The sequence below is a fragment of the Psychroserpens sp. Hel_I_66 genome, assembly GCF_000799465.1.
Lineage (GTDB): Bacteria > Bacteroidota > Bacteroidia > Flavobacteriales > Flavobacteriaceae > Psychroserpens.
The window spans coordinates 2,188,411-2,215,181 of the sequence record NZ_JUGU01000001.1; the positions used below are offsets into that span (position 1 = coordinate 2,188,411).

The following is a 26,771-nucleotide window of genomic DNA, read 5'->3' on the forward strand; positions in this document are numbered from 1 at the left end:
ATAAAAGGTACGAATGACGCATAGTAAAATAATGTTTTAGGAATAAGTGGACTTTCAAAAACTGACAATGCATTAGACCAAATATTAGATAAATTACCTATGATAACCAGTGATGATATAATTATATTGACAATAGTAAAATTTCTCGATATTCTGTCTTGATTGGATTTAGAGATGTTTTTCACTTCTATAAGATTCCTTTTTTCAAAGGAATTTGCTATTTAAAAAAACTATCTACAAACTCATATTTATTAAAGACTTGTAAATCTTCAATCCCTTCTCCCACTCCAATATACTTCACAGGAATCTTAAATTGATCGCTAATACCAATCACCACACCTCCTTTTGCGGTTCCATCCAATTTTGTAACTGCCAAAGTAGTCACTTCTGTAGCTGCGGTAAATTGTTTGGCTTGCTCAAAAGCGTTTTGGCCCGTTGAGCCATCTAAAACCAACAATACATCATGAGGCGCGTCTCCAACCACTTTTTGCATCACACGTTTTACTTTGGTGAGCTCATTCATTAAATTGACCTTATTATGCAAACGTCCCGCAGTATCTATAATAATCACATCTGCGTTTTGGTTCACGCCACTTTGCAAAGCATCAAAAGCAACACTTGCTGGATCAGATCCCATTTCCTGACGTATCATAGGCACATCAACACGATCTGCCCAAACCTGAAGTTGATCAATTGCTGCTGCTCTAAAGGTATCTGCAGCTCCAAGGACTACTTTAAGACCTTTCTTTTTAAATTGATAGGCCAGTTTCCCAATCGTTGTTGTTTTCCCAACACCATTAACGCCAACGACCATCAACACATAAGGTGTTTTTGAACCATCGGCTTGTTTTGGCAAATCAGGAATGACATATTCGGTTTCTTCACCAGAATTGGTTTCAGATAATAAGCCTGCAATCTCCTCTCGTAAAATTTGATTTAATTCTGAAGTTCCTAAATATTTATCTTTCGCAACACGCTCTTCAATACGCTCAATTATCTTTAAAGTGGTATTGACTCCAACATCACTAGACACTAAAATTTCCTCAAGATTATCTAAAACGTCATCATCTACTTTAGATTTTCCTGCAACCGCTTTATTTAATTTTGAGAAAAACGATGTTTTTGATTTCTCTAACCCTTTGTCTAGGGTCTCTTTTTTTTCCGAAGAAAATATTTTTTTAAAAAAACTCATTAGTCATACATATTTACAAGTTCTAGTCAAATGTCGAGCCGAAAAATTTTACTGCTATTTTGTCACTTATAGCTCAAATATAGACATAAAAAAACTGCTTTCAAATATGAAAGCAGTTCGTCATTAAACATAAAATGCTTAATTTATTTTTTGTTCAAAAATTCATCAACAAACTCTGGCGCCATTACTGACTCCACAAACATATAAGCTCCAGTTTTTGGTGATTTTACCATTTTGATCGCTTTTGTAAGTCTTTTAGATCCTGTTTGTAATGATGCTACTGATTTCTTTGCCATGATAAATGATTTATCATTTCCACAAGTGTGGAAATCTAATTGTTCTTAATTATTTAATTTCTTTGTGAACTGTCATACGCTTTAAGATTGGATTAAATTTCTTAATCTCCATTCTATCTGGCGTGTTCTTTTTATTTTTGGTAGTAATGTAACGAGACGTTCCTGGTTGCCCAGACTCTTTGTGCTCTGTACATTCTAATATAACCTGTATTCTATTTCCTTTTTTTGCCATTGTACGTGAATTTAACGCGTGATGCTATTATTTTAAAAATCCTTTGGACTTTGCTTCTTTAATTGCAGCAGAAATACCAATTTTATTAATTGTTTTTAATGCTGAAGTTGATACTTTTAAAGTTACCCACTCTTCTTGTTCTGGAATATAGAAACGCTTCTTAATTAAATTAGCATTGAATTTACGCTTTGTTTTGTTCATTGCGTGAGACACGTTGTTTCCAACCATCGCTTTCTTTCCAGTAAGTTCACAAACTCTTGACATTTCTTTCTAACTTTATATGATGTTATACTGTCTGCCTTTCAATATCACTCGTGGATATTTTTCAAACAGGGTGCAAATTTAATAAATCTTTGTAATACAGGCAAACTAAAAGTGTTACTTTTTTAAAATTTCTTTTTGTAACATTTCAAAGGCTTTATTTGCTGCTTTATTAATGACTTTGACACGATGGTTGCCAAAACTGAATTTTTCAGAATATACTCCGCTTTTTGTAGCTATCGCAATATAAACAATACCCAAATCTTCTGCGGTATCATCTGTGGTTGGGCCAGCATTACCTGTAGTTGCTATTGCAAAGTCGGTATCAAATAATTCTAACACATTTTTAGCCATGGCTTCTGCCACCTCTGCACTAACTACGGAATATGTATCAATGATACCTTCGGAAATTTTAAGCACCTTAACCTTTGCTTCTCTTGTATAGCTTACAATGCTTCCCTTAAAATATTTTGATGCTCCTGGGTTTGCGGTGAAGCGCTCCGCAATTAATCCGCCAGTACAACTTTCGGCAGTTGCAACCGTTTTTTGTTGTTCGGTTAGATATTTTCCAATAATGGCTTCTATGGATAAGTCTTCTTCATATCCTGCAAAGATGTCATTGATTTGTGGGAGCAAAAGCTGTGTTTGCTTATCCATTTCCGCAGTAATTAGATCCTTATCAGCTCCTTTTGCAGAAAGTCTCAATCTCACGCGACCTAAACTTGGCAAATAGGCAAGTTTTATATAGGTTGGCAATTCGTTTTCAAATTTTTCAATACGTTCTGCCAATGTGCTTTCGCCCATACCATAGGTCAAAAATGTTTTATGCTGTATGTATGGAAATTTAAAACGGGATCTTAATTTTGGGACCACCTCATCGTCAATAAGCGCCTTCATTTCGTAAGGAACACCTGGCAATGATATAAAAACGGTATTATTTTTTTCCAGCCACATCCCTGGAGCACTACCGTATTTATTCATCAAAATAGTTGACTTTGTTGGTACTAAGGCTTGGTCTAAATTAACTTGCATGACTGGCTTTTTGACATAAACCTCCCATAAATGCTCAATATTTTTTCTAACGGAAATATCTTCCTTTAAGGTATCTTCAAAATAATGGGCAATGGTTTTTTTGGTAATATCATCTTTTGTTGGTCCTAAACCACCAGTGATGATAACAAGATCTGCATTGGCTTCAGCTTCTGCCAGTGCTTTTAAAATATGGGTTTGATCATCTTGAACAGAGGTGATTTGATACACCGAAACCCCAATTTTATTAAGTTGTTTTGCAATAAATGCTGAATTTGAATCAACAATTTGACCAATTAGAATTTCATCACCAATGGTAATAATTTCTGCTAGCATTATAGGTTGAAGTCTTCTTTAAGTTCTGCTGTAGCCTGATCTACTGCGACTAACACTTTTTTAAGCTCACTCGAGCAGTCTTCTCCTACTTTTTCGAATTTTCCCCAATCTTGAACCACAATAAGGTCTGGCAGTACGCCAAGTTCAAACAAATCTATGGTAGGCTTCATTTTATGGGCAGCTTGATAAGTGTTATAGAAATCATTTTCTGCCACTGCTTTTTTAAGTCGATCAGCATCTTCTGGTACTTCTTCCAAAAACGCTTCTGCAAGTGATTTCACGAAGTCCATATCGTTGTCTGCCAATTCTTTTACTCTATCTAATTTATAATGTTGTTCCATTTATTTAACTGTAATTGAAAACAATTGCCTGTCTTCTATGAATCCATTTAACTTATCGTTGGCAATTACTCTACCAACTCCTGATGGAGTTCCCGTAAAGATAATATCTCCTATCTTTAAAGTAAAATATTTTGAGACATATTCTATAATTTCATCGATTTTCCAGAGCATAAGGCTTGTATTTCCGTTTTGAACGATAGATCCATTTTTTTCCAAACTAAAGTTGAGATTGTTTAAATCTTCAAAATTTTTCTTCGGAAGCCAATCTCCAATGACTGCTGCTCCATCAAACCCTTTTGCTTTTTCCCATGGCAATCCCTTTGTTTTTAGTTGCGATTGTAAATCTCTTGCTGTAAAATCTATTCCCAATCCTATGTCGTCATAATACTTATGGGCAAATTTCTTGGCAATGTGCTTGCCTACTTTATTGATTTTTACAAGAATCTCGACTTCATGGTGGACATCATTAGAAAAATCTGGAATAAAAAACGGTTGCTTCTTTAATAGTATAGAAGTATCTGGTTTTAAAAACACAACGGGATCTGTTGGTTTCTCGTTTTCTAATTCTTTAATGTGGTCTGTATAATTTCGACCTATGCAGATTAGTTTCATGCGTTAGCTTTTTGGTGTTGGCTTTTTGAAATTAGCTCAGCTTATTGTTGAAAGCTCTTAATTTAATGGCTGTTAAAACCTTTTTTGTGTACAGAGGAAAATCTGCATTAAGCAACCAACCAAAGTACCCAGGTTCATTATCCAAGACTTCTGTAACAAGTTTGCCTTTATGCTTTCCGAAGGAAAAACATTCAACGCCTTCTTTATTGAAGGTTATAAATCCTGCGAAATCTGCAAATTTCTTACGCGAACTGAATTCTGCCAAAAATTTAGAGTCATTTTCCAACTCGTCGTATCTATCTAATTGTGCTTTTAAAACCTCGTAAGTTGCCAACGTATCTGCCTCTGCACTGTGTGCATTATCGAGATTTTTATCGCAATAAAATTTGTAGGCAGCACTTAAAGTGCGTTGTTCCATTTTATGAAAAATTGTTTGAACATCAATAGATTGTGTGTTTTTCATATCAAAATCTATTTCTGCACGTAGCATTTCTTCAGCTAAAACAGGGATATCAAAGCGATTAGAGTTGAATCCTCCCAAATCACAGTCTTTTATGATTTGATACACTTCTTTTGAAATATCCTTAAATGTCGGAGCATCTGCTATATCTGCATCAGATATGCCATGAACCAATGTGACTTGCGGTGGAATTGGGATTGTTGGATTGACGCGTTTTGTGTAGGTTTCTTCTTTTCCATCTGGATGAACTTTTAGGATAGAGATTTCTACAATTCTGTCGCTAGTGATATTGATTCCTGTCGTTTCAAGATCGAAAAAACAGATAGGTTTTGTAAGTTTGAGTTGCATTATTTAAAATTGATGTTTTACAAATATACCCTTAAATTTTATTAATTTTGGGGTAGAATTGCTCAAGATTATGCGTTTTATTTTAGTACTATTTTTCTTAATCCTCCCTCTTTCATCTTTTTCTCAAGTGAGCGCGAATCCTTATGTGAAATTGGTAGAGAAAAAAGAAGGTAAACGATTACAACTTTTTGCTGTAAACACAGATTCTATCCCTTATATTGTTTTTTTAAGAATTACTACTGAAGATTACAGAAGAACAAGTAAACGTCCCATTTTAAAGGAAGTACCTGCTAATTCAAAGTTACTCTTAAAAACACTTATTTTATTGGAAGGCAAACCTGGAGATTATGAGCCAACATTTATTGTCAATGAAGTGACAACTAATTTGGCTATAAGAAAAAGCAAGGATTTTGATGCTGACATTATTGGTGCTAAATTAGAAAAAAAGGTGTTGTACTTTACAAATCCTGATTGCGATTTATGTGTTGAAGGATTATCGATTCTTAAGGAGAATGCCTTTAATTATCATGTTTATGATATTGAAACAGATGCTGAATCCCTAAAAATTTTTAAGTCTGAAATTGGCAGTTCAAAATCTAAAGATGAGATTGATTTTCCTGTTTTAAAAATTGAAGATTCGATTTATACTACTATTAAAACTCGACAAGGATTTATTGATGTTCTGAAACGACATTTTGAGTGAGCAAATTTCCGAAGAAAAAATTAGACATATAAAAAAAGTACAGTTTAAGAACTGTACTTTTTGCATTTATATATGAGATTCCTGCATGCGCAGGAATTTATTAAATCTCTCTATTAGAATCCCAAGCCTCTAAATAATCTTTTACAGCTTTTACAAATTGCCCACCAAGTGCTCCATTGACCACACGATGATCGTAAGAGTGCGATAAGAACATTCTATATCTAATCCCAATAAAATCACCTTCTGGAGTTTCAACAACTGCAGGTACTTTTCTAATGGCACCCAATGCTAAAATTCCAACTTGCGGTTGATTTATAATTGGCGTTCCCATGATACTTCCGAAGGTGCCCACATTTGTAACGGTATAGGTTCCACCAGAAATATCATCTGGTTTTAGTTTATTGTCTCTGGCACGACCAGCCAAATCATTTACTTTTTTGGTCATCCCAACTAAATTTAGTTGATCTGCATCTTTAATTACCGGTACAATCAAATTACCATCTGGCAACGCTGCAGCCATTCCTAAATTGATATGTTTTTTCTTGACAACAGTATCGCCTTGCAATGAAATATTCATCATCGGGAAATCTCGCAATGCTTTTGCGACAGCTTCCATAAATATTGGTGTAAATGTTAAGTTCTCTCCTTCTCTCTTAAAGAATCCGTCTTTTACTTTCTTTCTCCAGTTCCAAATTTTAGTAACATCTGCTTCTATAAAACTTTGTACGTGAGCAGCAGTTTGTACAGATTCTACCATGTGATGAGCAATTAATTTGCCCATTCTTGTCATTTCTATAATTTCATCTTCACCACTAGCCACAACAGCAGCCTTTTCTTTTTTAACCTCAGGTTTTTTGTCTTGAGCAGTTACAGTCTTTGGAGTTTCTTTTACCGCCTCTGTTTTAGTCGCTGGTTGTGAACTTCTATTTTCTATATATGATAGGATATCATTTTTGGTTACTCGCCCATCTTTTCCTGAACCAGATATATGGTCTAGTTCTGTTTGAGAGATACCTTCTTGTTTTGCTATGTTTCTAACCAAAGGAGAATAAAAACGATCTCCAGAATTTGTGATTGGAGCAACGGTGTCTTGAGCAACTGCAACCGTTTTAGACACTTCTGCAACCGATATTGGCTCTTGCGCATCCTCATTAACTGGCTCAGGAGTTTCAGTTTTTACAGGTTCGCTCTCATCACCATCTGTCTCAATAACAGCGATGGTTTGACCTACTTGTACCACATCGTCAACATCAAATAGTTTTTCTACCAATACACCATCAACCTCACTTGGGACTTCGCTATCTACTTTATCTGTAGCAATTTCAAAAACTGCCTCGTCTGCTTCAATGGTATCACCAACATTCTTCAACCAAGATGTTATTGTTGCCTCTGCAACACTCTCTCCCATTTTAGGAAGTTTTAGTTCAAATTTTGCCATATCTGTAATCTAGTGACTATATATTGTTAGTTGATTGCAAAATTAATTAAAAAACAATATAATTGTTGCGATTATTTCAATTAATTCTTTTCAAAGATAATAACTTCTCCTCGTTTTGTGGAACTGTTACTTCCAATGATAAAGTTAGAATTTTTTGGTAGAATCTTATAGGTAGCGGTACAATTTTTAGGTGTATTGGACATGATCTCGATGATTGACTTAAAATTGAGGTAGTTATTATCAAAAATATATTCTATCCCATCTTGATAACCATCAAACTCCATTTTGATCTCTAAGGGCTTATTTAAAGTCCTTTCTAAATCATTATTTTTTTCTTCGGAAATAAAAACAAATTGTTTTGGACTACTTTTAAGTGCTGGAGAATCTTTTTGGACAAGAGTTGCAAATCGCACTCCAAACCAAACCATAATATTAAATAAAACATTTTTTTTAAAATGTTTTTTATAGAACAATTGCATTGCCCCATAAAACCGCTTGGCGTAAACTTTATCTTTTAATGTACTTTCCCCTTTATAATGTAAAATTGTCGTCAAACCGTTGTACCAATTTTGATATCCCGAACTACTTACTTTATATGACAGGTCAACATCTTCACCATACATAAAATAATCTTCATCAAAACCACCTACTTTATTATAGAGTGATTTTTTCAAAAACATAAACGCGCCAACCAAAACTGGAATTTCACCAACCTCAACCTCATTAAGTTCTTTAACGTAATAAGAATCTGTTAAACCCAACATCTTCTTTATTGCTACCATAGGGGTTGGCAAATAACGCTTGCTCTCTGGCAAAAAACGACCTTGACCATCTAATAGTCTACAACCAACAATACCGATATTATTTTTTTCTTCGGAAAATTTCAAAAGCGTCTCAAACGTATCTTCTGCAACTACGGTATCTGGGTTAAGAATACAAATATATTCGCCTTTTGCTTCTGCTACCGCGATATTATTTCCTTTTGTAAATCCGTAATTTTTAGTGTTCTCTATTAATTTTACTTTCGGAAATTTTTTTCTCACCATTTCGCAGCTGTCATCTTTAGACAAATTATCGATGACGATGATTTCAGCATCAATGTGTATTAATGCAGCCTCGACACTTTTGATGCAGAGCTCCAAAAAATAGCGCACATTGTAATTTAATATAATGATAGAAAGTTTCAAATAGTATTTAAGATTTTAGAGAAGCTTCAAAAGGAATTCTATTAATAATACTTCTGCCAAGGGTGACCTCATCTGTGTATTCGAGCTCATTTCCAACGGAAATACCTCGCGCTATAGTAGATGTTTGCACCTCGTAATCTTGAATTTGTTTATATATGTAGAAATTTGTTGTATCACCTTCCATTGTAGACCCTAACGCAAAAATGAGTTCGGTTATTTTATTTTGTTTTACTTTTTCAACTAAAGACTGAATATTCAATTCATTTGGACCTATACCATCCATTGGTGAGATTTTTCCGCCCAAAACGTGATATAAACCTTTAAACGAACTTGTATTCTCTATTGCCATAACGTCTCTAATATCTTCAACTACACATACAATATTTTCAATTCTATTAGGGTTCGAGCATATTTCGCACAAATCTGTATCACTTATATTATGGCAGCTTTTGCAAAATTTTATATCATTACGCATGGTACTCAATGCATTTGCAAAATTTAAAGTTTGTTCTTTGGGTTGGCGCAGTAAATGTAAGACCAAACGTAATGCTGTACGTTTACCAATACCTGGTAATTGTGACATTTCATTCACTGCATTTTCCAATAATTTTGAAGAAAATTCCATAGATGCGAAATTACAATATGTAAATCAATTAAAAATGTCATTACATAAAAAAACCACTATTGAACTTAATAGTGGTTTACATTTTTAAAACGTTTTCTATTGAATCATCAATTTTTTTGTAACAGATCCTTCTAGGTTATTAATTTTTACAAAGTACAAACCGGTTGAATAATTTGAAACATCAATTGTTTTAGGTTCGTAAATATTTACATTTTTTGTGAAATATGTGAGTTTACCTGAAGCATCAAAAATTCTTACGGATACTAAATCACTTTTATTCCAATTAATTGTTACATTATTTTTTGCAGGATTTGGATACACATTAAAAGTTTCCAATGCAAAATTATCTAGGCTTAAAGTAGCATCAAAAACATCTGACGCCCACAAACCTCGACCATAAGTTCCTGCATAAATCTTATTGTTGGTTGTGTTAATTTCAAGTTCGCTAATGATCACATTAGGTAGGCCATTGCTAAATGGTTGCCACTCTGTATAAGTGTCATCAATATAGTAAATACCATAATCCATACCCAAGTAAAGTCCATTTTCTCCATTATCATGCCACACCAATGCTTGTGCGCTGAAGTTTGGTAAATTCAGTTTGTAAGACGTCCAAGAATTCCCACCATTTGTGGACACATAAACCCTTTGACTTCCTGTGGTAGCAATTGCAACTCGACTTGGATCTGTTGGATGTATTGCAATAGAATTTATTGAACCCGAAAAACCATTTAATGAAGACCATGAATTCACAATTCCAACAAAAGTATTTTTATATAAGTTATTACCTCTTGCTGCATATTGATAATTACTATTTGATGGTGCTATTTTAAGATGATTTAGATTACCCCCAAAATTCTGAGATATACTCGCCCAAGTACTACCTCCATTTGTAGATTTGTAAACCTCGTCATATCCTGTGTAAATAACATTTGGTGTGATTGGATCCTGCTCAAATGGAGTAATCCAATTACCTGATTTATTTTCTGGACTACTTAAATATGTTATGTTTAATCCACCATTAAACGATTTATAAAGACCTCCATTTTGAGACGTTCCATAAACAATGCTAGAATTGTTTTTATCAACAAAACCTTCCATACCATCAGCTCCCAACCAATCTGTCCAATCACCATTTGCATCCATTAGAGAAGTCCCATTATCTTGAGAACCTCCAGTTACGATTACAGGATCTGTTTGGCTTATCCCAATTTTGTAAAATTGACGAATTCCCATTCCCGCTGTTAGATCCCTGTAATAAGAACTGTTTATTACTGTTGGATTATCTGCAACATAAATTCCTCCATCACTTCCAACGTACAATTTATAACCGTCTGTTGGATTACCAACAAATTTTAAAATATCAATATCTGCATGGCAATAGCCAATATTTTGACCAGATGCGTTATTTGGTGTCCATTGCGAAGTAATTGAAAAATTAGTACCGCCATTTGTAGATCTCCAAGAATTAATTCCAGCAATATGCACATCATTAGCATCTAATGGGTTTACTGCAATATCCATATCCCTTGGTGCTTGACCAAAATTTGCGTCATCTGGATCTTCTGGATCTGAACTATACCCAAAATAATTTTTCCCAATATGGTTCAATGTTGAGAATGTAACGAAAGAATTAATCGACTTATATAATTTTCCGAAGGCACCATTATTTGCTTCTAAAACATAAACTACTTCTGGATTTTCTGCTGAAACACCTATCATTTTTGGTCCGTTATTAAATCCCGGAATACTTGTCCAGCTATTACCAGAATTAGTTGAAACAAAGACCTCATTTCCAGTTGCGTAAATTGTACTGTATGTTCCATCTGGTTTAAACTCAACATCAAATCCTATTGTTGCTGCAGGATTAATTAAAGTCCAATTTAAACCTCCATTTATAGATTTAAAAATCCCACCACCTTGAACAGAACAATACATTTTATTAGTATTTGATGGGTCAATAAGAATTTTGTTTACATTTCCATTTCCAATATCAGCTAAAAAATTCCATGTCGATCCACTATCTGTTGAGATAAAAATAGTTCCACTATTAGAACCCCAAAAATAAGTTGTATTTATTGTTGGATGAATTGTCAATGCCGAGACATTTAAATTAGATAGGTTATCTGTCAAAACCGTCCAACTTAAACCACCATCAATAGATCTCCAAACCCCTCCTGTATCTGCACCTGCAATAATATGGCTAGGATTTGCGGGTTCTACTGCTATTGACGTTATGCGACCAACACCAGGATTCCAGCCACTTGTTGCATTCCAGGATGTAGGACCTAACTGCTCCCATGAGCCCACGGTTGTTCTAGCAGAAGCAAAGTTTTCATTTAAATAATTATTATAATTTTCCAATTCGTTGAAATAGAATTCTGGTGATGGCAGCATCCCGTTTTCATCCATTTGTCTTAAAGCTTGGTACTCCCAACGTTTATAAGGTTTGTATCCTTTTCCACGCTCGGTTCCCACTTGAGCAAAATGTGCTTCGGCAACAGACTGTATGTCTTGAACGGTGTGAGTGCCCTCGGAAATCATCTGCTTATAATCTTGAGCAGATAATAACGTAACAGACAACAAAAAAACAAGTAGTAGGTAGTAATTTTTCATTTTCAGTATAATTTAGATCGTAAAGCTATTTATAAGATAAATTATCAATAATTCTGTTTATTAGAAAATTGAATAATTCAGTATAAATTACTTAATATTGTTTACAATTTTTTTTCGAAAATAATACATTTAAAATAAAAATCTGTTAAAACAACCTATATGTCGACGAACGTCATAATTTTACTTATTCTAGCTTATTTTGGAGTATTGATTCTAATCTCGTTTCTTACTGGGAAAACTTCAGGAAATGCTGCGTTTTTTAAAGCAAACAAACAATCGCCATGGTATGTTGTCGCATTTGGGATGATAGGCGCTTCACTCTCTGGCGTGACATTTATTTCTGTTCCTGGATGGATTGAGGCTTCACAGTTTAGCTATATGCAGGTTGTTCTTGGCTATATTGTGGGTTATTTGGTAATCGGAACCATTCTCCTACCGTTATATTACAGACTTAATCTCACCTCTATTTACACATATTTAGAAACGAGATTTGGAAATTATGCCTATAAAACCGGTGCATCTTTTTTCTTGATTTCAAGAGTGGTTGGAGCGAGTTTTAGATTGTACTTGGTTGCAAACGTATTACAAATTATTTTATTTGATGATTTAGGCGTGAGCTTTTGGCAAACAGTAACTATAACCGTTTTATTGATTTGGCTCTACACTTTTAAATCTGGAATTAAAACAATTGTTTGGACAGATACTTTACAAACGCTCTTTATGCTTATAGCTGTTGGAGTTGCCATTTATTTTGTAAGTGATTCGCTAAATATTGAAGGAGGAAACGTTTTAAACTTCGTTTTGGATAGTGACTTGTCAAAAGTCTTCTTTTTTGAAGACTATAAATCTGCCAATTATTTTTGGAAACAGTTTATTTCTGGTGCCTTTATTGCGATTGTGATGACAGGACTGGATCAAGATATGATGCAAAAAAACCTGACTTGTCGTTCACTTAAAGATGCCCAAAAAAACATGTTTTGGTTTACAATTGTACTCACAGTAGTCAATTTTGTGTTTTTAAGCTTGGGTCTGCTGCTAACTGTGTATGCACAACAAAACGGAATTGACGCACATAAAGATGAACTATTCCCGATTTTGGCAAAAAATCATTTGGGGACTACCGTCTTTGTGTTTTTCTTATTGGGATTAATCGCAGCTGCTTACAGCAGTGCAGACAGTGCTTTGACGTCACTAACCACATCTTTTAGCATTGACATTTTGGATATTGAGAAAAAATATTCCGAAGAAAAACAAGTAACCATTAGAAAACGCATTCATATTGCCATTTCATTTGTACTCATTTTAGTCATTGTGGCATTTAAATATATTATCCAAGATGAAAGTGTCATCCAGAAACTCTTTGTTTTTGCGGGTTACACCTATGGACCGCTCTTAGGGCTTTACGCTTTTGGCTTATTCACCAAATGGAATGTCAAGGATAAATTAGTTCCTGTTATCGCCATATTATCTCCCATTCTATCCTATGTGATAAGTGTGAACAGTTTAAAATGGCTTGGCTTTGAATTTGGTTTCTTTATTCTAATTTTAAACGGATTTCTAACCTTTTTAGGATTAATATTGATTCGTCGACAACATGACTAACGTGCAAGCCTCTTCAAAAAAGATATTCTCTTGTTTTAATTTATTCTGAAATTCGCTGTTTTCAGTCCCAGGGTTAAATATGATTCGCTGCGGTTTTAAACCGATTATATAATCATAATATTCCTTTTGACGTTGTGGATTAAGATATAATGTCACCGTATGGACATCCTTATAAGGCATTAGATTTGTGTCTATGCTCACACCGTTGACCTCACCTTCACGCAATCCAAAAGCTAGAACGTCGTGGTTATAACTTAAAAGTCTCTTAATTGCGATATTTGAATATCGCTGCGTTTTTAAAGATGCTCCAATAACTAAAGTTTTCTTATTCATAATTATGACTATTTATTACAAAAATAGCATTCGGTTTTTTTAATATTAGCTAACGAGTGTTAAATGCTTGTTAATCGTAATTCAAACTGTAACAATCAAAAAATACAATCGTCTATATTTTAGACTGTTCAATATAGACATTTTGTAATATTTAATAGCCATAATAACAGTTGATGGTTAGTGTTACTATTAGGTTATTAAATAAGAAAACCCAGAACATTACGTTTTGGGTTTTCGTGTTTACAAGTGTTAAATGATATATCACTTGTAATGTTATGATTTTAATCACGACAAAACCAACAACATAATATTTAGTTTTTAAGAGTAAGCCTTTAAGGAAGGAAAATTGAAAAATCCGTAGTTTTAAACTGCGGATTTTTTTTATTCTTCGGAAATTGAAAAATCCTAAATGTGTTAATTGATAGTTAAAAATGTTAACGAATAAAATAAAAAGCAAAATTGAGCGTCTTAAGGTTGTGATAAGTTTTAAAGCTAATCAGTTTAATTCATCAAAAATTTAATGGTTATAGTTTTAGTGTTAAATTAAATTGGTTAATAGCAGAAAAATCCCAAAACGAGAGTTTTGGGATTTTTTGTTTAACAGCTTTAAGCGTTGTTATAAATCTCAATATAGATAAATCTCATTAAACTCAATAGGCAAGTCAGTATTTTCAATCATAATGATGTGAATAGGCTGTGTCATAGCATAACCAACAAGATCGTCTTCAGTAATACTATATTCAACATTAACAGTGATTTTTGTACGGTCATTTATAACATCAGTAATATTCAAGAAATAACCAGTATTTGATTGTAATTGATCAATAGACACTAAAACGGTATGAGTTGAAAAATCAACATCATCCACTAAAAAGTAATCTGAGTTTGGATTGTAAACATCAATAGTTTCTTTTATGAGATTCCATTCAGTTTCATTTGTAATAATTACATTTTGTTTCCCTGTGCTTTCAGCTAATGATCCAATACGGGTTTTATAAATCTCAGTAAATTCTACAGATGCGGGATTAGCAACTTCATTTGGTTCTTCATTCGACTCTTCGCTACATGATATAAATAACAATAGGAATACAAACATGTAATTTAAAATTTTCATAATTAAATAATTTGTTGATTTATTAGTAAGATACAAAAATTTAAAAAAGGTTGCGTCTAAATTGACATTTACTCTAAAGTAGTTTTTGGTTTAGAACCTTTAAAAGTTTTTAAAAGTTGCATAATTATAAAAGATTGTATCGCAATATTAAGAATTGTTAAAACAATAGCTACCCAGGTTTCATGATGATAAAACGGTAAGTCTCTTCCAAAAATACTAATTGGCATACTAAAAATTTGAATAAGTGTACTCGTTACAAAACCCAGCCTAACACCTAAAAAGGTAATATTTTCCGAAGAAAAATAGGCATTACATAAACCTAATAAGAATTCAAAAATGAGGAGTATGAAGAATATTTTAAGAAATAATTTCAATTGATTATTATCATGAGGTTTTGCGTTTTTCTTAATTGGCGTTTCACACCAATTAAGAAAAATCAACTTGCAGGATTTTCTTTCAAATGGTATGAAATTGCTTATTTAATAGGAGATTCCTGCATTCGCAGGAATTTCTTTACCACTTCATAATCACACTTCCCCAAGTAAATCCACTACCAAAAGCAGCCAATACCACCGTATCACCATCTTTAATTTTTCCTTCTTCCCAAGCTTCGGTCAATGCAATTGGAATAGATGCAGCAGTTGTATTACCGTATTTTTGAATGTTATTGAACACTTGGTCGTCCTCTAACTTAAATTTCTTTTGAATAAACTGCGCGATACGCAAATTCGCTTGATGCGGAATCAACATATCAATATCATCAAATTGCAGCTTGTTTTTTTGCAAACCTTCCATAATGACTTCACTAAAACGAACCACAGCATTTTTAAATACAAACTGTCCGTTCATGTGAGGGAAATAACTTTCATCATTCGGGTCATTATCTGCAAGGATATCATTTACCCAACGTTTTCCCATACCTGGTGCAACAAGCACCAACTCCTCTGCGTGTTCACCTTGAGAATGTAGGTGTGTTGATAAAATACCTTTACTCGTATCTTCTTCTCTCGTCAATACCGCAGCGCCTGCACCATCACCAAAAATTACGGTAACTCCTCTCCCTCGAGTGGTTTTATCCAAACCGTGGGAATGCAGCTCACTACCAATAACAAGTACATTTTTATACATACCGGTTTTGATAAAATTATCGGCAACAGAAAGCGCATATACAAAACCAGAACATTGATTACGCACATCCAAAGCACCAACCGTTTTAATATCCAGCGCATGTTGTACCTGCACACCAGGACCAGGAAAATACATGTCTGGGCTTAAGGTTGCAAACACGATAAAATCAATATCATCTTTATCAATTCCTGCACGTTCGATGGCAATTTTTGCAGCCTTCACTCCCATTCCAGATGTTGTGTCCTCAGAGCCTTCAATTGCCCAACGACGTTCTTTTATACCTGTTCGTTCTTGGATCCACTCATCACTCGTATCCATCATTTTGGATAAATTATCATTGGTCACCACATTGTCTGGAACATAATGTCCCAATCCTATTATCTTGGAATTGTACATAAAAAACTTGTTTTTGTTTATAACGAAAATGGAAAACTCATTATTCGTCAAATAAGTAGTGCAATTTAATGATTTAAGAAGTACGATTTTTCAAACGCAAACGTATTCGTTATGCATGCATAGCAATCTATTTTCTTCGGAAATTGGAATTATTTAAAAGTTCTTGACTTATGCAGATTAATTTTGGAGTTCTTCTATTTCCGAAGAAAAAAAGTGTCAGTTTGTCACCTTATTCATATTGGTATTTTATTTGACTACTAATAAAATGGAATTAAAATAATAATTAATTAGGTTCTTGCTCAGGCAGGAATGACAAAAACTATAAAACATGACAAAAGGAAACATTAATGTATCGGTAGAGAATATTTTTCCGCTCATTAAAAAATTCTTGTACAGTGACCACGAAATATTTTTACGTGAGCTCATTAGTAATGCAACCGATGCGACACTTAAGTTAAAACATTTAACAAGTATTGGCGAATCTAAAAGTGAATATGGCAATCCTATCATCGAGGTTAAAATTGATAAGGAAGGTAAAAAACTCCATATTATTGACCAAGGTTTAGGTATGACTGCGGAAGAAGTTGAGAAATACATCAACCAAGTTGCTTTTTCTGGAGCTGAGGAGTTCTTGGATAAATATAAGGATTCGGCAAAAGATTCTGGAATTATCGGTCATTTTGGTCTTGGGTTTTATTCTGCGTTTATGGTTGCAGAGAAAGTTGAGATCCTTACAAAATCACACACTGGTGCACCAGCTGCACATTGGGTATGTGATGGGTCACCTGAGTTTACGTTAGAGGAAGCAAATAAAGAAACCAGAGGTACAGAAATCATTCTTCATATTGCTGAAGATTCTACCGAGTTTTTAGAGGAAGCTCGCATTAGAGAGTTGTTATTGAAATATAACAAGTTTATGCCTATTCCAATTAAATTTGGAACCAAGGAAATAAACGATCCAGAATTTACTCCAAAAACAACCAAGGATAAAGATGGCAAAGAAACTACTGAGCCACACAAACAAATCACAGTAGATAATATTATCAATAATCCTGATCCTGCTTGGACTAAACAGCCAACAGAATTAGAGGATGAAGATTATAAGAGTTTTTATAGAGAACTGTATCCAATGCAGTTTGAAGAGCCATTATTTAACATTCACTTAAATGTAGATTATCCTTTTAATCTTACCGGAATTCTTTACTTCCCGAAGATGACCAACGATATCAACATACAAAAGGATAAAATTCAATTATACCAGAATCAAGTATATGTAACCGATAATGTTGAAGGTATTGTACCAGAATTCTTAACCATGTTAAGAGGTGTGATTGATTCTCCAGACATTCCGTTGAATGTATCCCGTTCGTACTTGCAGGCTGATGGTGCTGTGAAGAAAATCTCTTCTTACATCACACGTAAGGTAGCAGACAAATTAAAATCACTTTTTAATTCTAATCGTGAGGATTTCGAAAAGAAATGGGACGATATCAAAATTGTGATAGAGTACGGAATGCTTTCCGAAGAAAAATTCTTTGAAAAGGCAGATGCATTTGCATTGTACCCAACAGTTGATGGAGAGTATTATACTTATGACGAGCTGTTCAATAAAATTAAAGCGAAGCAAACCGATAAGGATGACAAGCTTGTGATTTTATATGCGTCTAACAAAGATGCTCAACATTCTTACATACAGTCTGCTAAGGCCAAAGGTTACGAGGTGTTATTATTGGATTCTCCAATAGTTTCGCATTTGATACAAAAATTAGAAACGACTAAAGAAAACATTTCTTTCGCTCGTGTAGATGGTGATCATATTGATAATTTAATCAAAAAAGAAGATACATCTATCTCTAAACTTAGTGAAGAGGAAAAAACAGCTTTAGATACGTTGTTGAAAGAGGTGATTCCGCAGGAAAAATTCTCGGTACAATTAGAGTCTATGGATAGTGATGCGTCACCATTTATTATTACACAACCAGAGTTTATGCGTCGTATGAAAGAGATGCAGCAAACCGGTGGTGGCGGAATGAACATGTTTGGCAACATGCCAGAAATGTACAATCTTATTGTAAACACAAACTCTGAGCTGGTTGGTGAGATCCTTAGTACAAAAACCAAGAAAAAACAAGAGCGTTTGATTAGTCAAAGTCTAGACTTGGCGCGATTGTCTCAAGGTCTTTTAAAAGGTGAAGAACTCACTAATTTTATCAAACGAAGTTATGAGATGATCAAGTAGTTTCTACAAGCTCAATCTTTATAAATACATGGTAATTTCTTCGGAAATCGAACAACTAAACCACTTTGAAAATTCAAAGTGGTTTTTTCTTGTTAAAACAGACCCATTAACTAATTAATTGAAAATATGACGATTAAGACACTTTTAAGTCGTTATATTTTTGTATTTTATATATAAAATCATAGAAATGTCCGTAGAAAAAGAACATATTATGACCGTTTTTGATGGACTTCAATTTACAGATGAGGAAATTTCTCTATTAAAACAAAAACTAGAAATTGAACACTACAAAAAAGGTTCACTTATCATAAAGTCTGGAGATTTGGTTCCTCATATGTATTTTATAATTTCAGGTTGTTTACGAACCTTTTATATAGATGACCATGGTAAAGAGCATACGTTTCAATTTGCAATAAAAGATTTATGGATTACAGACTTTACAGCTTTCTTTAAAGCTAAAAAAGCACTTATGAACTTAGAAGTTATTCAAAATGCTACAGTTGTTAAACTAACCCATAAAAATAGATTACATTTAATTAATAGTATTCCTCAAATTCACACTTATACCAGAGAGAAATTGGAAAACGCATATTCAGATCTGCAATTACGTACCCTATCTAACTTATCATTATCTGCAAAAAAAAGGTATCTATACTTTATAGAGATGCATCCCAATTTTGAAAAAGAGGTCAAAAACTATCACATTGCCTCGTATTTGGGCATCACGACAGAAAGTCTAAGTAGAATTAGAAAAGAAATTTCAAAATCTAGTGTTTATTAACATATATCAAGTTTTTATAGTATTAATAATATTAGTTTTGCGTGTAACTATAAGAGATTATGGTTATCCCTAGAATTAATAGCTAATTAAGCGCAGGTAGTAAACACTTGCGCTTTTTTTATTTATATTTTCACTTCGGAAAACTATAGTCACAACTACTTTTGAAAACATTTAAAATTAATATTGATTTGTGTTTGCATAGCACCTAAATTGCCTAAAAAAAATTATAAATGAATTTTATAGACTTTATAATTGGTGCATTACTCGTCAATGCAATGCCACATCTTATTTTTGGACTCACCAAAACTCATTTTCTTGGTCTATTTGGATATAGCCCAAAAGGAAATATTAGTTATGCATTATTACAGCTTGTCATCTGTCTTGGTCTATTCTTTTACAGTTATGGTTACAAAGCGTTGTTTAATAACGGTTTCTTAATTGGCAGTCTTACAGTACTCATACTCTATTTTATTTTCGGGAAGGTATTGGTCAAGTTCTATGGAAAACAACAGAATTAACGCATCTTATAAGAACTTTCAGGAATGCCATATAAAAACTATATTTATGCAACAACGTTTTTGTTGCTAGAACCTGATCTATAAAAGGAATATAAAATATGAAATTCACAAGTGACATTAAACCCTTTTTTCTAAATAAAATTTTTAAGTAATTTCACAATATGCAAATTATATCAACCAACATAGCCAAACCAACAACCTTTATCTGGAACGGTAAAAAAGAAACCACTGGTATTTACAAAAAACCAGTTGACGCTCCTATTTTCCTCGGAAATGAAACCGTAAAAGGAGATGAAGTTTCAGATAGAAAGCACCATGGAGGAGAATTTAAGGCGTGTTATTTATTTTCGGCAGACCATTATCCCTATTGGCAAAACCTGTACCCAAACTTAGATTGGACTTACGGTATGCTCGGTGAAAACCTCACCATAAAAGGCTTAAACGAAAAGGAACTTTTTATTGGTGACATCTTTAAAGTTGGTAAGGCTCTCGTGCAAATTACGATACCGAGAGAGCCTTGTTATAAATTTGCTGTTAAATTTGATTCTAACCGGGTTTTAAAACAATTTATTGATCACGGTTTCCCTGGCACTTATGTCAAAGTTTTAGAGGAAGGCGAGGTTTCAAATGGCGATACGTTTGAACTTGTTGAAAAAGCCGAAGAACGTATTTCAGTTTGGGATTTTTTTAAACTGCTGTTTTCCGAAGAAAAAAACATAGAACAGATTAAAGCTATTTTAGATAACGAAGCGCTTCCGCAGAAAAAAAGAGATCAATTAAAAGCTTATTTATAAACCTATGAATTCATCTACATTGATCATCAACGGAAATGCAATCGACAAAACGAAGGTCTTAAAATTTATAAATGCTGACAAAAAGTTACTCGCTATAAAATTGGTTAGAGAACAGGCACAAATTGGATTGAAGGAAGCTAAGGATATTGTAGAAAAGCTGGAAATAGATCCAGAAACTGAAATAGATGACAGCATGCTTACAACTACCAAAAGAGAATTCGAGGATTCTGCTATTGAAAACAGACAGAGACAATCCAGAAAAGGAAGTCATATTATTGAGTCTAATTCTACTAACAAAAAAAATATAATCATAGTAGTTCTTTTACTTACGATTGGAATACTAATGTACTTCTACTTTAGCTCTAAATCTATAGTGAATTAAACTACCTTTGTATCAAAATTTTTACACATGTCATTTAAAGACTTAAAACTCAATAAACCTATTTTAAGAGCTATTGCTGAAGCTGGTTATGATAACCCAACTTTGGTTCAGGAAAAAACCATCCCTTCTGTTTTAGAAAAAAGGGATGTGATTACCTCAGCGCAAACAGGCACAGGAAAAACTGCTGCTTTTGCGCTTCCTATTTTGCAATTACTGTATGACAAACAGGATGCTCCAAAAAAAGGTAAGAAAATTAGGGCTTTAATTGTGAGTCCTACACGAGAATTGGCGATCCAAATCGGCAAAAATTTTAAAACGTATGCCAAGCATACAAATTTAAGATCATCTGTTGTTTATGGAGGCACGTCTATTGAACCACAAAAGGACATTTTAGAAAAAGGAATTGATATTTTGGTCGCTACGCCTGGACGACTTTTGGACTTACACAAACAGGACCTATTAAATTTAGATTACATTGAAGTTTTTGTTTTGGACGAAGCAGATTTAATGCTGGATATGGGATTTATTGATGATGTTAAAAAAATTGAACGTCTTTGCCCAGAAACCAAACAAACACTATTGTTTTCGGCAACGATGCCTTATAAGGTTGAACAATTGGCGAGCAGCATCTTAACAAACCCGATACGAATTGAGGTGACACCTACATCTTCCGCAGCACAAAATGTGAGTCAAGTGCTGTATTATGTTCCGAAGAAAAATAAAATAGAGCTCTGCTTACATTTGCTTAGAAATACTGTGAAAGGGAGTATTCTCATTTTTAGACGTACTAAATTTGGAGTTGACAAATTAGAACAGACACTCACAAATAATGGTTATAAAATAGAACGCTTACATGGTGACCGAACTCAGGTTGAGCGACAAAATGCACTTGCAGATTTTAAACGTGGCAAAGTAAATATTCTCATCGCTACAGATGTTGCTGCACGTGGAATTGATATTGCAGAATTAGATGCTGTGATCAATTTTGACTTGCCAAACGTACCAGAAACCTACGTACACCGTATTGGTAGAACTGGTCGTGCTGGGGAATTTGGTAACTCGTATTCGTTTTGCTCTGCAGATGAGAAACCATATGTAAAAACCATACAGCAGCTTATAAATGTTCAAATTCCGGTTGAGGATGGTCATCCTTATCCGTTAGATCCAAAAGCAAAACCTATTGTTCACAAAAAACAGGGTAGCAAATATAAAAAAGGTCGCAAAGGTGAAGGTTCTAAAAAGAAAAAGAAACGCTGGTATTGATGTCTAGATTATTAGACTTTTAGACTTTTAGACTAAAAAAACTATTATTAACTAATGGTTTTTTTATGGTTCATTCAAACTTCATTTCAAAAATTAGATAATGTTCTATCCCAAATTTTTCTCCCCATTTTTCTACGGAATCGCCTGATGTCCCAACTTCGCACCAAGATTTAGACCCATCTTCTCTTTCGTAAGGTAAAATGTAGGCTAGAAAATAAAATTTTTCGTTGTAATTAATCTCTAATTTACTTTCATCTGCAAGATTGCGTAAGCTGTAATCGTTAGATGCTGTTGCATCATACGTTTTAGTTACACTAAATCTCGGGAACTTAAAGGTCAATTTTAATTTATTATCAGATGTTTTTTTAGAAATAACCCTCATTTTAAGCATAGAGTCTGTTAAGGTTTCAAATTGCTTAATGCCCAAGGTTTTACTATTGAGCACCGTTGTATCTAAAACCACTTTCCCGTTCCAAATTTCCTTCACGGTTAAATGGTAACTTTTCCCTTTTAATCCTTTTCCAGTAAAGTTGATTTTCATATAATCCATACCTTCAAAACTGAGAATATCACTTATTTCTGAATTATCAGACCCATAATCTGTTTCCATTTTTAGGTTTGAAGTCGAATTAAAACCGACGTCGTTTGTTTGCGCGTTTAGTGTGCTGAAGCACATGAATGCAACAGCGATTGAGATTAGAGTTTTCATTGTTTTAGTTTTTAGAAGATGTAAATGTATCGTTATGGTTATAGATGATCCCGTGGATGATGTCAAAATTTATAGCTCCGGAAAAATGGCCTTCTCCCTTCGCTTTTCGTTCCATCATATTATACTTTTCACCTTTACTTGTTGGCTGCATATTCACCTCATATTTGTTACCGTAAAAACTTTTGGTGTTGTTACCAACGACTTTTAGGCTATAGTCATTGTCCTTTGGATAGAATAAATGGATTTTAGAATATTCTGAAAACAGATCAAAGCGTTTAAAATCTGAATCCCAATTGTAAAAGAAATAGGTACTATTGAAGTCGGTTATGGACACATTTTGATTTATTTGGCCTAATTCAAGTTTAGAAAATTCCGAAATTAGTTTAACATCCTGCAAGCTACCAATCAAACCTTTAGAGATATTATTAAAATTATAATTACCTCCAATGACAGCTTCTGCCCTAAAATTTGCATTCTCAATTTTGAACTCGTTATAATTATTGAATAACTGTTTTGCATAAAAGAACCCACGTTTTAAAACAACAGACAACTCATTCATGCTATCATCTAACATAGTAATTTGAGAATCTTTACCATTGATTTTAAGCTTTATATATGGCGGAATTTTAATTACAAATTGACTTCGCAATATTTTTACGTTTGCTTTTCTAATGCTTTTTAGGTTTCCGTTGTCGTCTTTAGTTTTGAACTTATCATTAAAATAGGCAAAGGGAGCCATTAGTTTTCCGAAGTTATTATTACGAATTTCCCTAACAATAGAATCTTTGGATTTTCTTACGATAGTATCATTGGCGTTTCTTGAATTGTCATAATCTATAACGAGTGCGTTGGGAGCATCATAAGCATACGTCACATTAGAAATCTGGGTGACACTATTTGCCATTAACGTGATATGGTTGTCATATTTAGTAGCTAACACTTTAATGCTTTCCAATTTCTTTTCAATTTCTTTTTTTGAATAGCCATCAAACTCTAAGGAATAATTAAAATGGATTTTGTCATCTGTAGAGGTTTCGATGCCAACGGTCGTGTTTTCTAGATTAAAAATGACAGTTGTATTTTTATCTGCGGAAAAATTCTCGGAATACACCGTTTTTTTCTGTGCAAAAACAGTGATTGATGTGATGAGCATCAATGCACTTATTTTAAATGTTAATGGTTTCATGCGGTTCGGTTTTTTGATTTAAAATAGTGATGTGCTCTTGAATGTCCTTTAATAATTTTAGTCTAGTTTGAAGGTTCTCAACAAGAGATTCTATGACCATAATATTGTTGTTATCTGTTTTAAACTGCTTAGAGATGTCTTTATAATCTCTGTCTAAATCATCTAACTTATCTCTGTATCGTTTTACCAATTTTTCATCATTAGCAACCCTTACAAACTGCTTCCACTCTTGATCTATACTTGCCAAATACTTTTTTTCTATGGCTTCAATTTGAGTTTCCATTGACGATTCTACGATTGTACTTGAAGTGGTCTCAATTGTTTTAAACAATGTGAAGGTTAATGCTAAAAACAACGTGATGATCGCTGCAGTTTTAACTAAGTAACCTGTACTTATTATAGATGTTCGACGTGGCCTTGAAGCTTTGAGCTTATCGTAAAACTCTTGTCTGTGATGGTCTGGCAATTGCGCTCGAGAAGTTGGAAATTGATCAGTTTCTTTGAATAATTCTCTAATATCTCTTTTCATTGTAATGCTTTTTCAAAAGCTCTTGAAGCTTTAATTTACCTCTTCTTAAATGTGTTCTTGATGTTTTTACCGGGATATTCAATATGTTTGAAATCTCTTTATGATCGTAACCTTCAATAAGATATAACTTGACGACGATTTGATATTTTTTATCTAAAGTTTCTACAGCGTCGAGGATTTGTTGCTTGGAAATTTCCGAAGAAAACATCCAATCGTCATCGTCATTTTCAATGTGTAGATTCGCCACATCTGTTTCTATAAACTCAAATCGTTTTTTCTTTAATTCGTCAATACATTGGTTGATCACGATACGCTTTAACCATGCGCCAAAAGTAAAATCTGGTTGGTAATTTTCAATTTTAGAAAATGCTTTTATAAAACTTTCTTGCATGGCATCTTTGGCTTCTTCAGTTCTTAAATATCTGCACGATATTTGAAACATTGCTCCGCTGTACAAATCATAAATTTGCATCATGGCCTTTTCATCCCCTTTCTTACAACGCTCGATTAAAATGTTGTGGTCTTTTGACATTTAGTTTTGGTTAGCTTTCAATAACAATAACGACAGAAAATATTAAGGGTTTCATAATTGTGCTAAATAATTTTATAAAAGTGATTATATTTAGCGATAATGAACTCAATTCTAAACATGAAATTTACCTTTTCCTACTTATCTGTACTTCTGTTTATAAATTTTGGTTTCTCACAAACTAAGATTATTGATAGTGAAACCGCATATCCTGTATCTTACGCAACCATCTCATTTGGTGATGGCCAAGGGCTCTTTGCAGATGATGATGGTATGTTTATTTTCACAAAAAAACTATATAAAGATGTAGATTCTATTTTTATATCTTCTTTGGGCTACAAAGACCTCGCATTGGCTACAGTTAATTTACCAAAGATTATTGAAATGCAGATTGAGCACGATAAATTAGATGAGGTTGTCGTGACCGCAAAAATTGATAGAAAGTTTAAAGAAGAAACCATTAAGCCTTATTTAGACGACGACTATTATAAATGTTGGCTTCCAACTATTGAAAGTGAGATTGCTGTCTTTTTTCCTAACGGAAATGAAAAACTTAAAAAAGTTACTTCTGTTTTATTTCCATTTGCCCTAGAATCCCGTGATTGGGACAAACGTAATCGTGCCAATGCAGATAAGCGGAAATTCTCAACATTATTCAAAGTTAAGTTTTATAAAAACAATGATGGCTTACCTGGAGAAGTCATGACCTACACGAATATCGTTTTTAGGGTTACCGAAAAAAATGGTGACGAATTTGAACTCGATGTTTCTGAGCACGATTTGTTCATTCCAGATAATGGGTTTTTCGTCTCGCTACAAGTTTTGGGCTACACAGATGACAAAGGGAAGTTACTACCTAACAAAAAGTATAAAGAAATTAAAGGCAGGTCAGGAACCGTTAAAATACCAACTAACTTTAGACCATTACTCCCTTTTACAAATGAAATAGATAGCCATAATACCTATATTAAACGTGTATTTATTAGTGGTAACAATTGGGTTCAGTTTAAAAAAGGAAATGGAATAGAATCCAGTCTTTTAAAAACTGATCTCTATAATTATGGTGTTGGTCTAAATTATAATGAGTATCGAGATGAATAGCGCCTGGCATTTATATCTTATGGCTGCAGTTTACGTTTTTGCAGGTTTAATACATTTTGTAAAACCAAAAATGTACATGCGCATCATGCCAAAATATTTACCAAATCACAAAGCATTGGTCTATTTAAGTGGCATTGCGGAAGTTGTTTTAGGCCTAGCACTACTAATACCATCATTGAGAACCTTTGCAGTGTATGGTATCATTGCCATGCTCTTGATATTTTTATTGGTACATTTTTATATGCTCACTGGAAAAAAAGCATCTGCAGGCATCCCAAAATGGATTTTGATATTACGCATCCCATTACAGTTTGGATTAATATATTGGGCTTGGGTTTATGTTTAATCCTTTTATTTTCTTCGGAAATTTTAAAACTTCCACACCGTTTAGCTATTTTTTAAATTAAACTTTATGCCATTCTTACAACTTCACTTTGATTATTCCCCAAATAACCCTTAAATTGTTATAGTTAAACATTCACATCTTAATA

30 protein-coding genes are annotated in these 26,771 nt (G+C 33.6%); 10 read left to right on the top strand and 20 right to left on the bottom strand.

The features are described 5' to 3' along the window. Positions 1-217: 217 nt before the first annotated feature. From ftsY to GQ40_RS09875, 8 genes are all read right to left on the bottom strand, one after another. On the bottom strand, positions 218-1,192 hold the full coding sequence (gene ftsY / locus GQ40_RS09845; RefSeq protein WP_047547906.1) for a signal recognition particle-docking protein FtsY: 975 nt from the start codon (positions 1,190-1,192) through the stop codon (positions 218-220). A gap of 143 nt (positions 1,193-1,335) precedes the next feature. Next, on the bottom strand, positions 1,336-1,488 hold the full coding sequence (locus GQ40_RS17455; protein WP_081990199.1) for a DUF4295 domain-containing protein: 153 nt from the start codon (positions 1,486-1,488) through the stop codon (positions 1,336-1,338). 49 nt (positions 1,489-1,537) lie between these two features. Then, entirely contained in the window at positions 1,538-1,720 is a 183-nt protein-coding gene (rpmG, locus tag GQ40_RS09850; protein WP_007648529.1) for a 50S ribosomal protein L33, read from the bottom strand. 27 nt (positions 1,721-1,747) lie between these two features. Further along, the gene (gene rpmB, locus GQ40_RS09855) at positions 1,748-1,984 is read right to left on the bottom strand and encodes a 50S ribosomal protein L28 (RefSeq protein ID WP_047547907.1); all 237 of its coding nucleotides are present in this window, start codon (positions 1,982-1,984) and stop codon (positions 1,748-1,750) included. Between the two features lie 114 nt (positions 1,985-2,098). Next, a complete protein-coding gene (locus GQ40_RS09860; protein ID WP_047547908.1) occupies positions 2,099-3,346 on the bottom strand; it encodes a competence/damage-inducible protein A in 1,248 nt (415 codons plus the stop codon). Next, positions 3,346-3,687 carry an Hpt domain-containing protein gene (locus tag GQ40_RS09865; protein ID WP_047547909.1) on the bottom strand — a complete coding sequence of 114 codons (342 nt, stop codon included), beginning with the start codon at positions 3,685-3,687 and terminating at the stop codon, positions 3,346-3,348. The genes GQ40_RS09860 and GQ40_RS09865 overlap by 1 nt, the downstream gene beginning before the upstream one ends. Next, entirely contained in the window at positions 3,688-4,299 is a 612-nt protein-coding gene (locus GQ40_RS09870; RefSeq protein ID WP_047547910.1) for a fumarylacetoacetate hydrolase family protein, read from the bottom strand. Positions 4,300-4,330: 31 nt separating this feature from the next. Beyond that, positions 4,331-5,107, bottom strand: a complete 777-nt coding sequence (locus GQ40_RS09875) for a 3'-5' exonuclease (RefSeq protein WP_047547911.1) — start codon at positions 5,105-5,107, stop codon at positions 4,331-4,333. 70 nt (positions 5,108-5,177) lie between these two features. Between GQ40_RS09875 and GQ40_RS09880 the strand changes: the two genes are divergently transcribed. Next, entirely contained in the window at positions 5,178-5,810 is a 633-nt protein-coding gene (locus tag GQ40_RS09880; protein ID WP_047547912.1) for a hypothetical protein, read from the top strand. A 100-nt stretch (positions 5,811-5,910) separates the two neighbouring features. Here GQ40_RS09880 and GQ40_RS09885 read toward each other — a convergent pair whose 3' ends face one another. The 4 genes from GQ40_RS09885 to GQ40_RS09900 form a co-directional block, all read right to left on the bottom strand. After that, a complete protein-coding gene (locus tag GQ40_RS09885) occupies positions 5,911-7,248 on the bottom strand; it encodes a dihydrolipoamide acetyltransferase family protein (RefSeq protein WP_047547913.1) in 1,338 nt (445 codons plus the stop codon). Positions 7,249-7,328: 80 nt separating this feature from the next. After that, a complete protein-coding gene (locus tag GQ40_RS09890) occupies positions 7,329-8,435 on the bottom strand; it encodes a glycosyltransferase family 2 protein (RefSeq protein ID WP_047547914.1) in 1,107 nt (368 codons plus the stop codon). A gap of 7 nt (positions 8,436-8,442) precedes the next feature. Beyond that, a complete protein-coding gene (gene recR, locus GQ40_RS09895) occupies positions 8,443-9,060 on the bottom strand; it encodes a recombination mediator RecR (RefSeq protein WP_047547915.1) in 618 nt (205 codons plus the stop codon). 96 nt (positions 9,061-9,156) lie between these two features. Continuing rightward, positions 9,157-11,676, bottom strand: a complete 2,520-nt coding sequence (locus GQ40_RS09900; protein WP_047547916.1) for a T9SS type A sorting domain-containing protein — start codon at positions 11,674-11,676, stop codon at positions 9,157-9,159. Positions 11,677-11,835: 159 nt separating this feature from the next. On the opposite strand from GQ40_RS09900, the gene GQ40_RS09905 reads away from it, so the two are divergent. Continuing rightward, positions 11,836-13,278 (top strand): sodium:solute symporter, encoded by a 1,443-nt coding sequence (locus GQ40_RS09905; RefSeq protein ID WP_047547917.1) that lies wholly within the window; start codon positions 11,836-11,838, stop codon positions 13,276-13,278. Here the strand turns inward: GQ40_RS09905 and GQ40_RS09910 are convergent. The 4 genes from GQ40_RS09910 to GQ40_RS09925 all read right to left on the bottom strand — a co-directional run bounded on the left by GQ40_RS09910 (position 13,249) and on the right by GQ40_RS09925 (position 16,249). After that, entirely contained in the window at positions 13,249-13,611 is a 363-nt protein-coding gene (locus tag GQ40_RS09910; RefSeq protein WP_047547918.1) for a CoA-binding protein, read from the bottom strand. The two genes, GQ40_RS09905 and GQ40_RS09910, sit on opposite strands and share 30 nt — an antisense overlap. A gap of 625 nt (positions 13,612-14,236) precedes the next feature. After that, positions 14,237-14,725, bottom strand: coding sequence for a hypothetical protein (locus GQ40_RS09915; RefSeq protein ID WP_047547919.1), 489 nt, complete (start codon positions 14,723-14,725; stop codon positions 14,237-14,239). A 68-nt stretch (positions 14,726-14,793) separates the two neighbouring features. Further along, positions 14,794-15,165: a hypothetical protein gene (locus GQ40_RS09920; RefSeq protein ID WP_047547920.1), complete on the bottom strand. Its 372-nt coding sequence runs from the start codon at positions 15,163-15,165 to the stop codon at positions 14,794-14,796. A gap of 73 nt (positions 15,166-15,238) precedes the next feature. Further along, positions 15,239-16,249: a 3-oxoacyl-ACP synthase III family protein gene (locus tag GQ40_RS09925; protein ID WP_047547921.1), complete on the bottom strand. Its 1,011-nt coding sequence runs from the start codon at positions 16,247-16,249 to the stop codon at positions 15,239-15,241. A 328-nt stretch (positions 16,250-16,577) separates the two neighbouring features. Between GQ40_RS09925 and htpG the strand changes: the two genes are divergently transcribed. The 6 genes from htpG (at position 16,578) to GQ40_RS09955 (ending at position 22,226) form a co-directional block, all read left to right on the top strand. Then, positions 16,578-18,488: a molecular chaperone HtpG gene (gene htpG, locus GQ40_RS09930; RefSeq protein ID WP_047547922.1), complete on the top strand. Its 1,911-nt coding sequence runs from the start codon at positions 16,578-16,580 to the stop codon at positions 18,486-18,488. A 187-nt stretch (positions 18,489-18,675) separates the two neighbouring features. Then, on the top strand, positions 18,676-19,269 hold the full coding sequence (locus GQ40_RS09935; protein WP_047547923.1) for a Crp/Fnr family transcriptional regulator: 594 nt from the start codon (positions 18,676-18,678) through the stop codon (positions 19,267-19,269). A 230-nt stretch (positions 19,270-19,499) separates the two neighbouring features. Next, positions 19,500-19,787 (top strand): hypothetical protein, encoded by a 288-nt coding sequence (locus GQ40_RS09940; protein ID WP_047547924.1) that lies wholly within the window; start codon positions 19,500-19,502, stop codon positions 19,785-19,787. Between the two features lie 161 nt (positions 19,788-19,948). Beyond that, positions 19,949-20,581 carry an MOSC domain-containing protein gene (locus GQ40_RS09945; RefSeq protein WP_047547925.1) on the top strand — a complete coding sequence of 211 codons (633 nt, stop codon included), beginning with the start codon at positions 19,949-19,951 and terminating at the stop codon, positions 20,579-20,581. Between the two features lie 4 nt (positions 20,582-20,585). Next, positions 20,586-20,963, top strand: coding sequence for a ribosomal protein L7/L12 (locus GQ40_RS09950; protein ID WP_047547926.1), 378 nt, complete (start codon positions 20,586-20,588; stop codon positions 20,961-20,963). Between the two features lie 27 nt (positions 20,964-20,990). Further along, the gene (locus tag GQ40_RS09955) at positions 20,991-22,226 is read left to right on the top strand and encodes a DEAD/DEAH box helicase (protein WP_047547927.1); all 1,236 of its coding nucleotides are present in this window, start codon (positions 20,991-20,993) and stop codon (positions 22,224-22,226) included. A gap of 70 nt (positions 22,227-22,296) precedes the next feature. On the opposite strand, the gene GQ40_RS09960 is transcribed toward GQ40_RS09955, so the two are convergent. From GQ40_RS09960 to GQ40_RS09975, 4 genes are read right to left on the bottom strand one after another with little or no spacing between them, the layout of a single operon-like run. Then, positions 22,297-22,935: a hypothetical protein gene (locus GQ40_RS09960; RefSeq protein ID WP_052184224.1), complete on the bottom strand. Its 639-nt coding sequence runs from the start codon at positions 22,933-22,935 to the stop codon at positions 22,297-22,299. Positions 22,936-22,939: 4 nt separating this feature from the next. Beyond that, the gene (locus GQ40_RS09965; RefSeq protein WP_047547928.1) at positions 22,940-24,121 is read right to left on the bottom strand and encodes a hypothetical protein; all 1,182 of its coding nucleotides are present in this window, start codon (positions 24,119-24,121) and stop codon (positions 22,940-22,942) included. Then, positions 24,102-24,650: a hypothetical protein gene (locus GQ40_RS09970; RefSeq protein ID WP_047547929.1), complete on the bottom strand. Its 549-nt coding sequence runs from the start codon at positions 24,648-24,650 to the stop codon at positions 24,102-24,104. Before GQ40_RS09970 ends, GQ40_RS09965 begins: the two co-directional genes overlap by 20 nt. Then, positions 24,634-25,182 (bottom strand): RNA polymerase sigma factor, encoded by a 549-nt coding sequence (locus GQ40_RS09975; RefSeq protein WP_047547930.1) that lies wholly within the window; start codon positions 25,180-25,182, stop codon positions 24,634-24,636. Before GQ40_RS09975 ends, GQ40_RS09970 begins: the two co-directional genes overlap by 17 nt. A gap of 117 nt (positions 25,183-25,299) precedes the next feature. Here GQ40_RS09975 and GQ40_RS09980 point away from each other — a divergent pair, with 117 nt between their 5' ends. Both GQ40_RS09980 and GQ40_RS09985 read left to right on the top strand, forming a co-directional pair. Beyond that, entirely contained in the window at positions 25,300-26,280 is a 981-nt protein-coding gene (locus tag GQ40_RS09980; protein ID WP_047551833.1) for a hypothetical protein, read from the top strand. After that, positions 26,273-26,626 carry a MauE/DoxX family redox-associated membrane protein gene (locus tag GQ40_RS09985; RefSeq protein ID WP_047547931.1) on the top strand — a complete coding sequence of 118 codons (354 nt, stop codon included), beginning with the start codon at positions 26,273-26,275 and terminating at the stop codon, positions 26,624-26,626. The genes GQ40_RS09980 and GQ40_RS09985 overlap by 8 nt, the downstream gene beginning before the upstream one ends. Positions 26,627-26,771 lie beyond the last annotated feature (145 nt).

What these genes read in the sequence shown, in the direction of transcription:
- ftsY (WP_047547906.1), bottom strand. Translation starts at nt 1,192, where the DNA reads ATGAGTTTTTTTAAAAAAATATTTTCTTCGGAAAAAAAAGAGACCCTA.
- GQ40_RS17455 (WP_081990199.1), bottom strand. Translation starts at nt 1,488, where the DNA reads ATGGCAAAGAAATCAGTAGCATCATTACAAACAGGATCTAAAAGACTT.
- rpmG (WP_007648529.1), bottom strand. Translation starts at nt 1,720, where the DNA reads ATGGCAAAAAAAGGAAATAGAATACAGGTTATATTAGAATGTACAGAG.
- rpmB (WP_047547907.1), bottom strand. Translation starts at nt 1,984, where the DNA reads ATGTCAAGAGTTTGTGAACTTACTGGAAAGAAAGCGATGGTTGGAAAC.
- GQ40_RS09860 (WP_047547908.1), bottom strand. Translation starts at nt 3,346, where the DNA reads ATGCTAGCAGAAATTATTACCATTGGTGATGAAATTCTAATTGGTCAA.
- GQ40_RS09865 (WP_047547909.1), bottom strand. Translation starts at nt 3,687, where the DNA reads ATGGAACAACATTATAAATTAGATAGAGTAAAAGAATTGGCAGACAAC.
- GQ40_RS09870 (WP_047547910.1), bottom strand. Translation starts at nt 4,299, where the DNA reads ATGAAACTAATCTGCATAGGTCGAAATTATACAGACCACATTAAAGAA.
- GQ40_RS09875 (WP_047547911.1), bottom strand. Translation starts at nt 5,107, where the DNA reads ATGCAACTCAAACTTACAAAACCTATCTGTTTTTTCGATCTTGAAACG.
- GQ40_RS09880 (WP_047547912.1), top strand. Translation starts at nt 5,178, where the DNA reads ATGCGTTTTATTTTAGTACTATTTTTCTTAATCCTCCCTCTTTCATCT.
- GQ40_RS09885 (WP_047547913.1), bottom strand. Translation starts at nt 7,248, where the DNA reads ATGGCAAAATTTGAACTAAAACTTCCTAAAATGGGAGAGAGTGTTGCA.
- recR (WP_047547915.1), bottom strand. Translation starts at nt 9,060, where the DNA reads ATGGAATTTTCTTCAAAATTATTGGAAAATGCAGTGAATGAAATGTCA.
- GQ40_RS09900 (WP_047547916.1), bottom strand. Translation starts at nt 11,676, where the DNA reads ATGAAAAATTACTACCTACTACTTGTTTTTTTGTTGTCTGTTACGTTA.
- GQ40_RS09905 (WP_047547917.1), top strand. Translation starts at nt 11,836, where the DNA reads ATGTCGACGAACGTCATAATTTTACTTATTCTAGCTTATTTTGGAGTA.
- GQ40_RS09910 (WP_047547918.1), bottom strand. Translation starts at nt 13,611, where the DNA reads ATGAATAAGAAAACTTTAGTTATTGGAGCATCTTTAAAAACGCAGCGA.
- GQ40_RS09915 (WP_047547919.1), bottom strand. Translation starts at nt 14,725, where the DNA reads ATGAAAATTTTAAATTACATGTTTGTATTCCTATTGTTATTTATATCA.
- GQ40_RS09925 (WP_047547921.1), bottom strand. Translation starts at nt 16,249, where the DNA reads ATGTACAATTCCAAGATAATAGGATTGGGACATTATGTTCCAGACAAT.
- htpG (WP_047547922.1), top strand. Translation starts at nt 16,578, where the DNA reads ATGACAAAAGGAAACATTAATGTATCGGTAGAGAATATTTTTCCGCTC.
- GQ40_RS09935 (WP_047547923.1), top strand. Translation starts at nt 18,676, where the DNA reads ATGTCCGTAGAAAAAGAACATATTATGACCGTTTTTGATGGACTTCAA.
- GQ40_RS09940 (WP_047547924.1), top strand. Translation starts at nt 19,500, where the DNA reads ATGAATTTTATAGACTTTATAATTGGTGCATTACTCGTCAATGCAATG.
- GQ40_RS09945 (WP_047547925.1), top strand. Translation starts at nt 19,949, where the DNA reads ATGCAAATTATATCAACCAACATAGCCAAACCAACAACCTTTATCTGG.
- GQ40_RS09950 (WP_047547926.1), top strand. Translation starts at nt 20,586, where the DNA reads ATGAATTCATCTACATTGATCATCAACGGAAATGCAATCGACAAAACG.
- GQ40_RS09955 (WP_047547927.1), top strand. Translation starts at nt 20,991, where the DNA reads ATGTCATTTAAAGACTTAAAACTCAATAAACCTATTTTAAGAGCTATT.
- GQ40_RS09960 (WP_052184224.1), bottom strand. Translation starts at nt 22,935, where the DNA reads ATGAAAACTCTAATCTCAATCGCTGTTGCATTCATGTGCTTCAGCACA.
- GQ40_RS09965 (WP_047547928.1), bottom strand. Translation starts at nt 24,121, where the DNA reads ATGAAACCATTAACATTTAAAATAAGTGCATTGATGCTCATCACATCA.
- GQ40_RS09970 (WP_047547929.1), bottom strand. Translation starts at nt 24,650, where the DNA reads ATGAAAAGAGATATTAGAGAATTATTCAAAGAAACTGATCAATTTCCA.
- GQ40_RS09975 (WP_047547930.1), bottom strand. Translation starts at nt 25,182, where the DNA reads ATGTCAAAAGACCACAACATTTTAATCGAGCGTTGTAAGAAAGGGGAT.
- GQ40_RS09980 (WP_047551833.1), top strand. Translation starts at nt 25,300, where the DNA reads ATGAAATTTACCTTTTCCTACTTATCTGTACTTCTGTTTATAAATTTT.
- GQ40_RS09985 (WP_047547931.1), top strand. Translation starts at nt 26,273, where the DNA reads ATGAATAGCGCCTGGCATTTATATCTTATGGCTGCAGTTTACGTTTTT.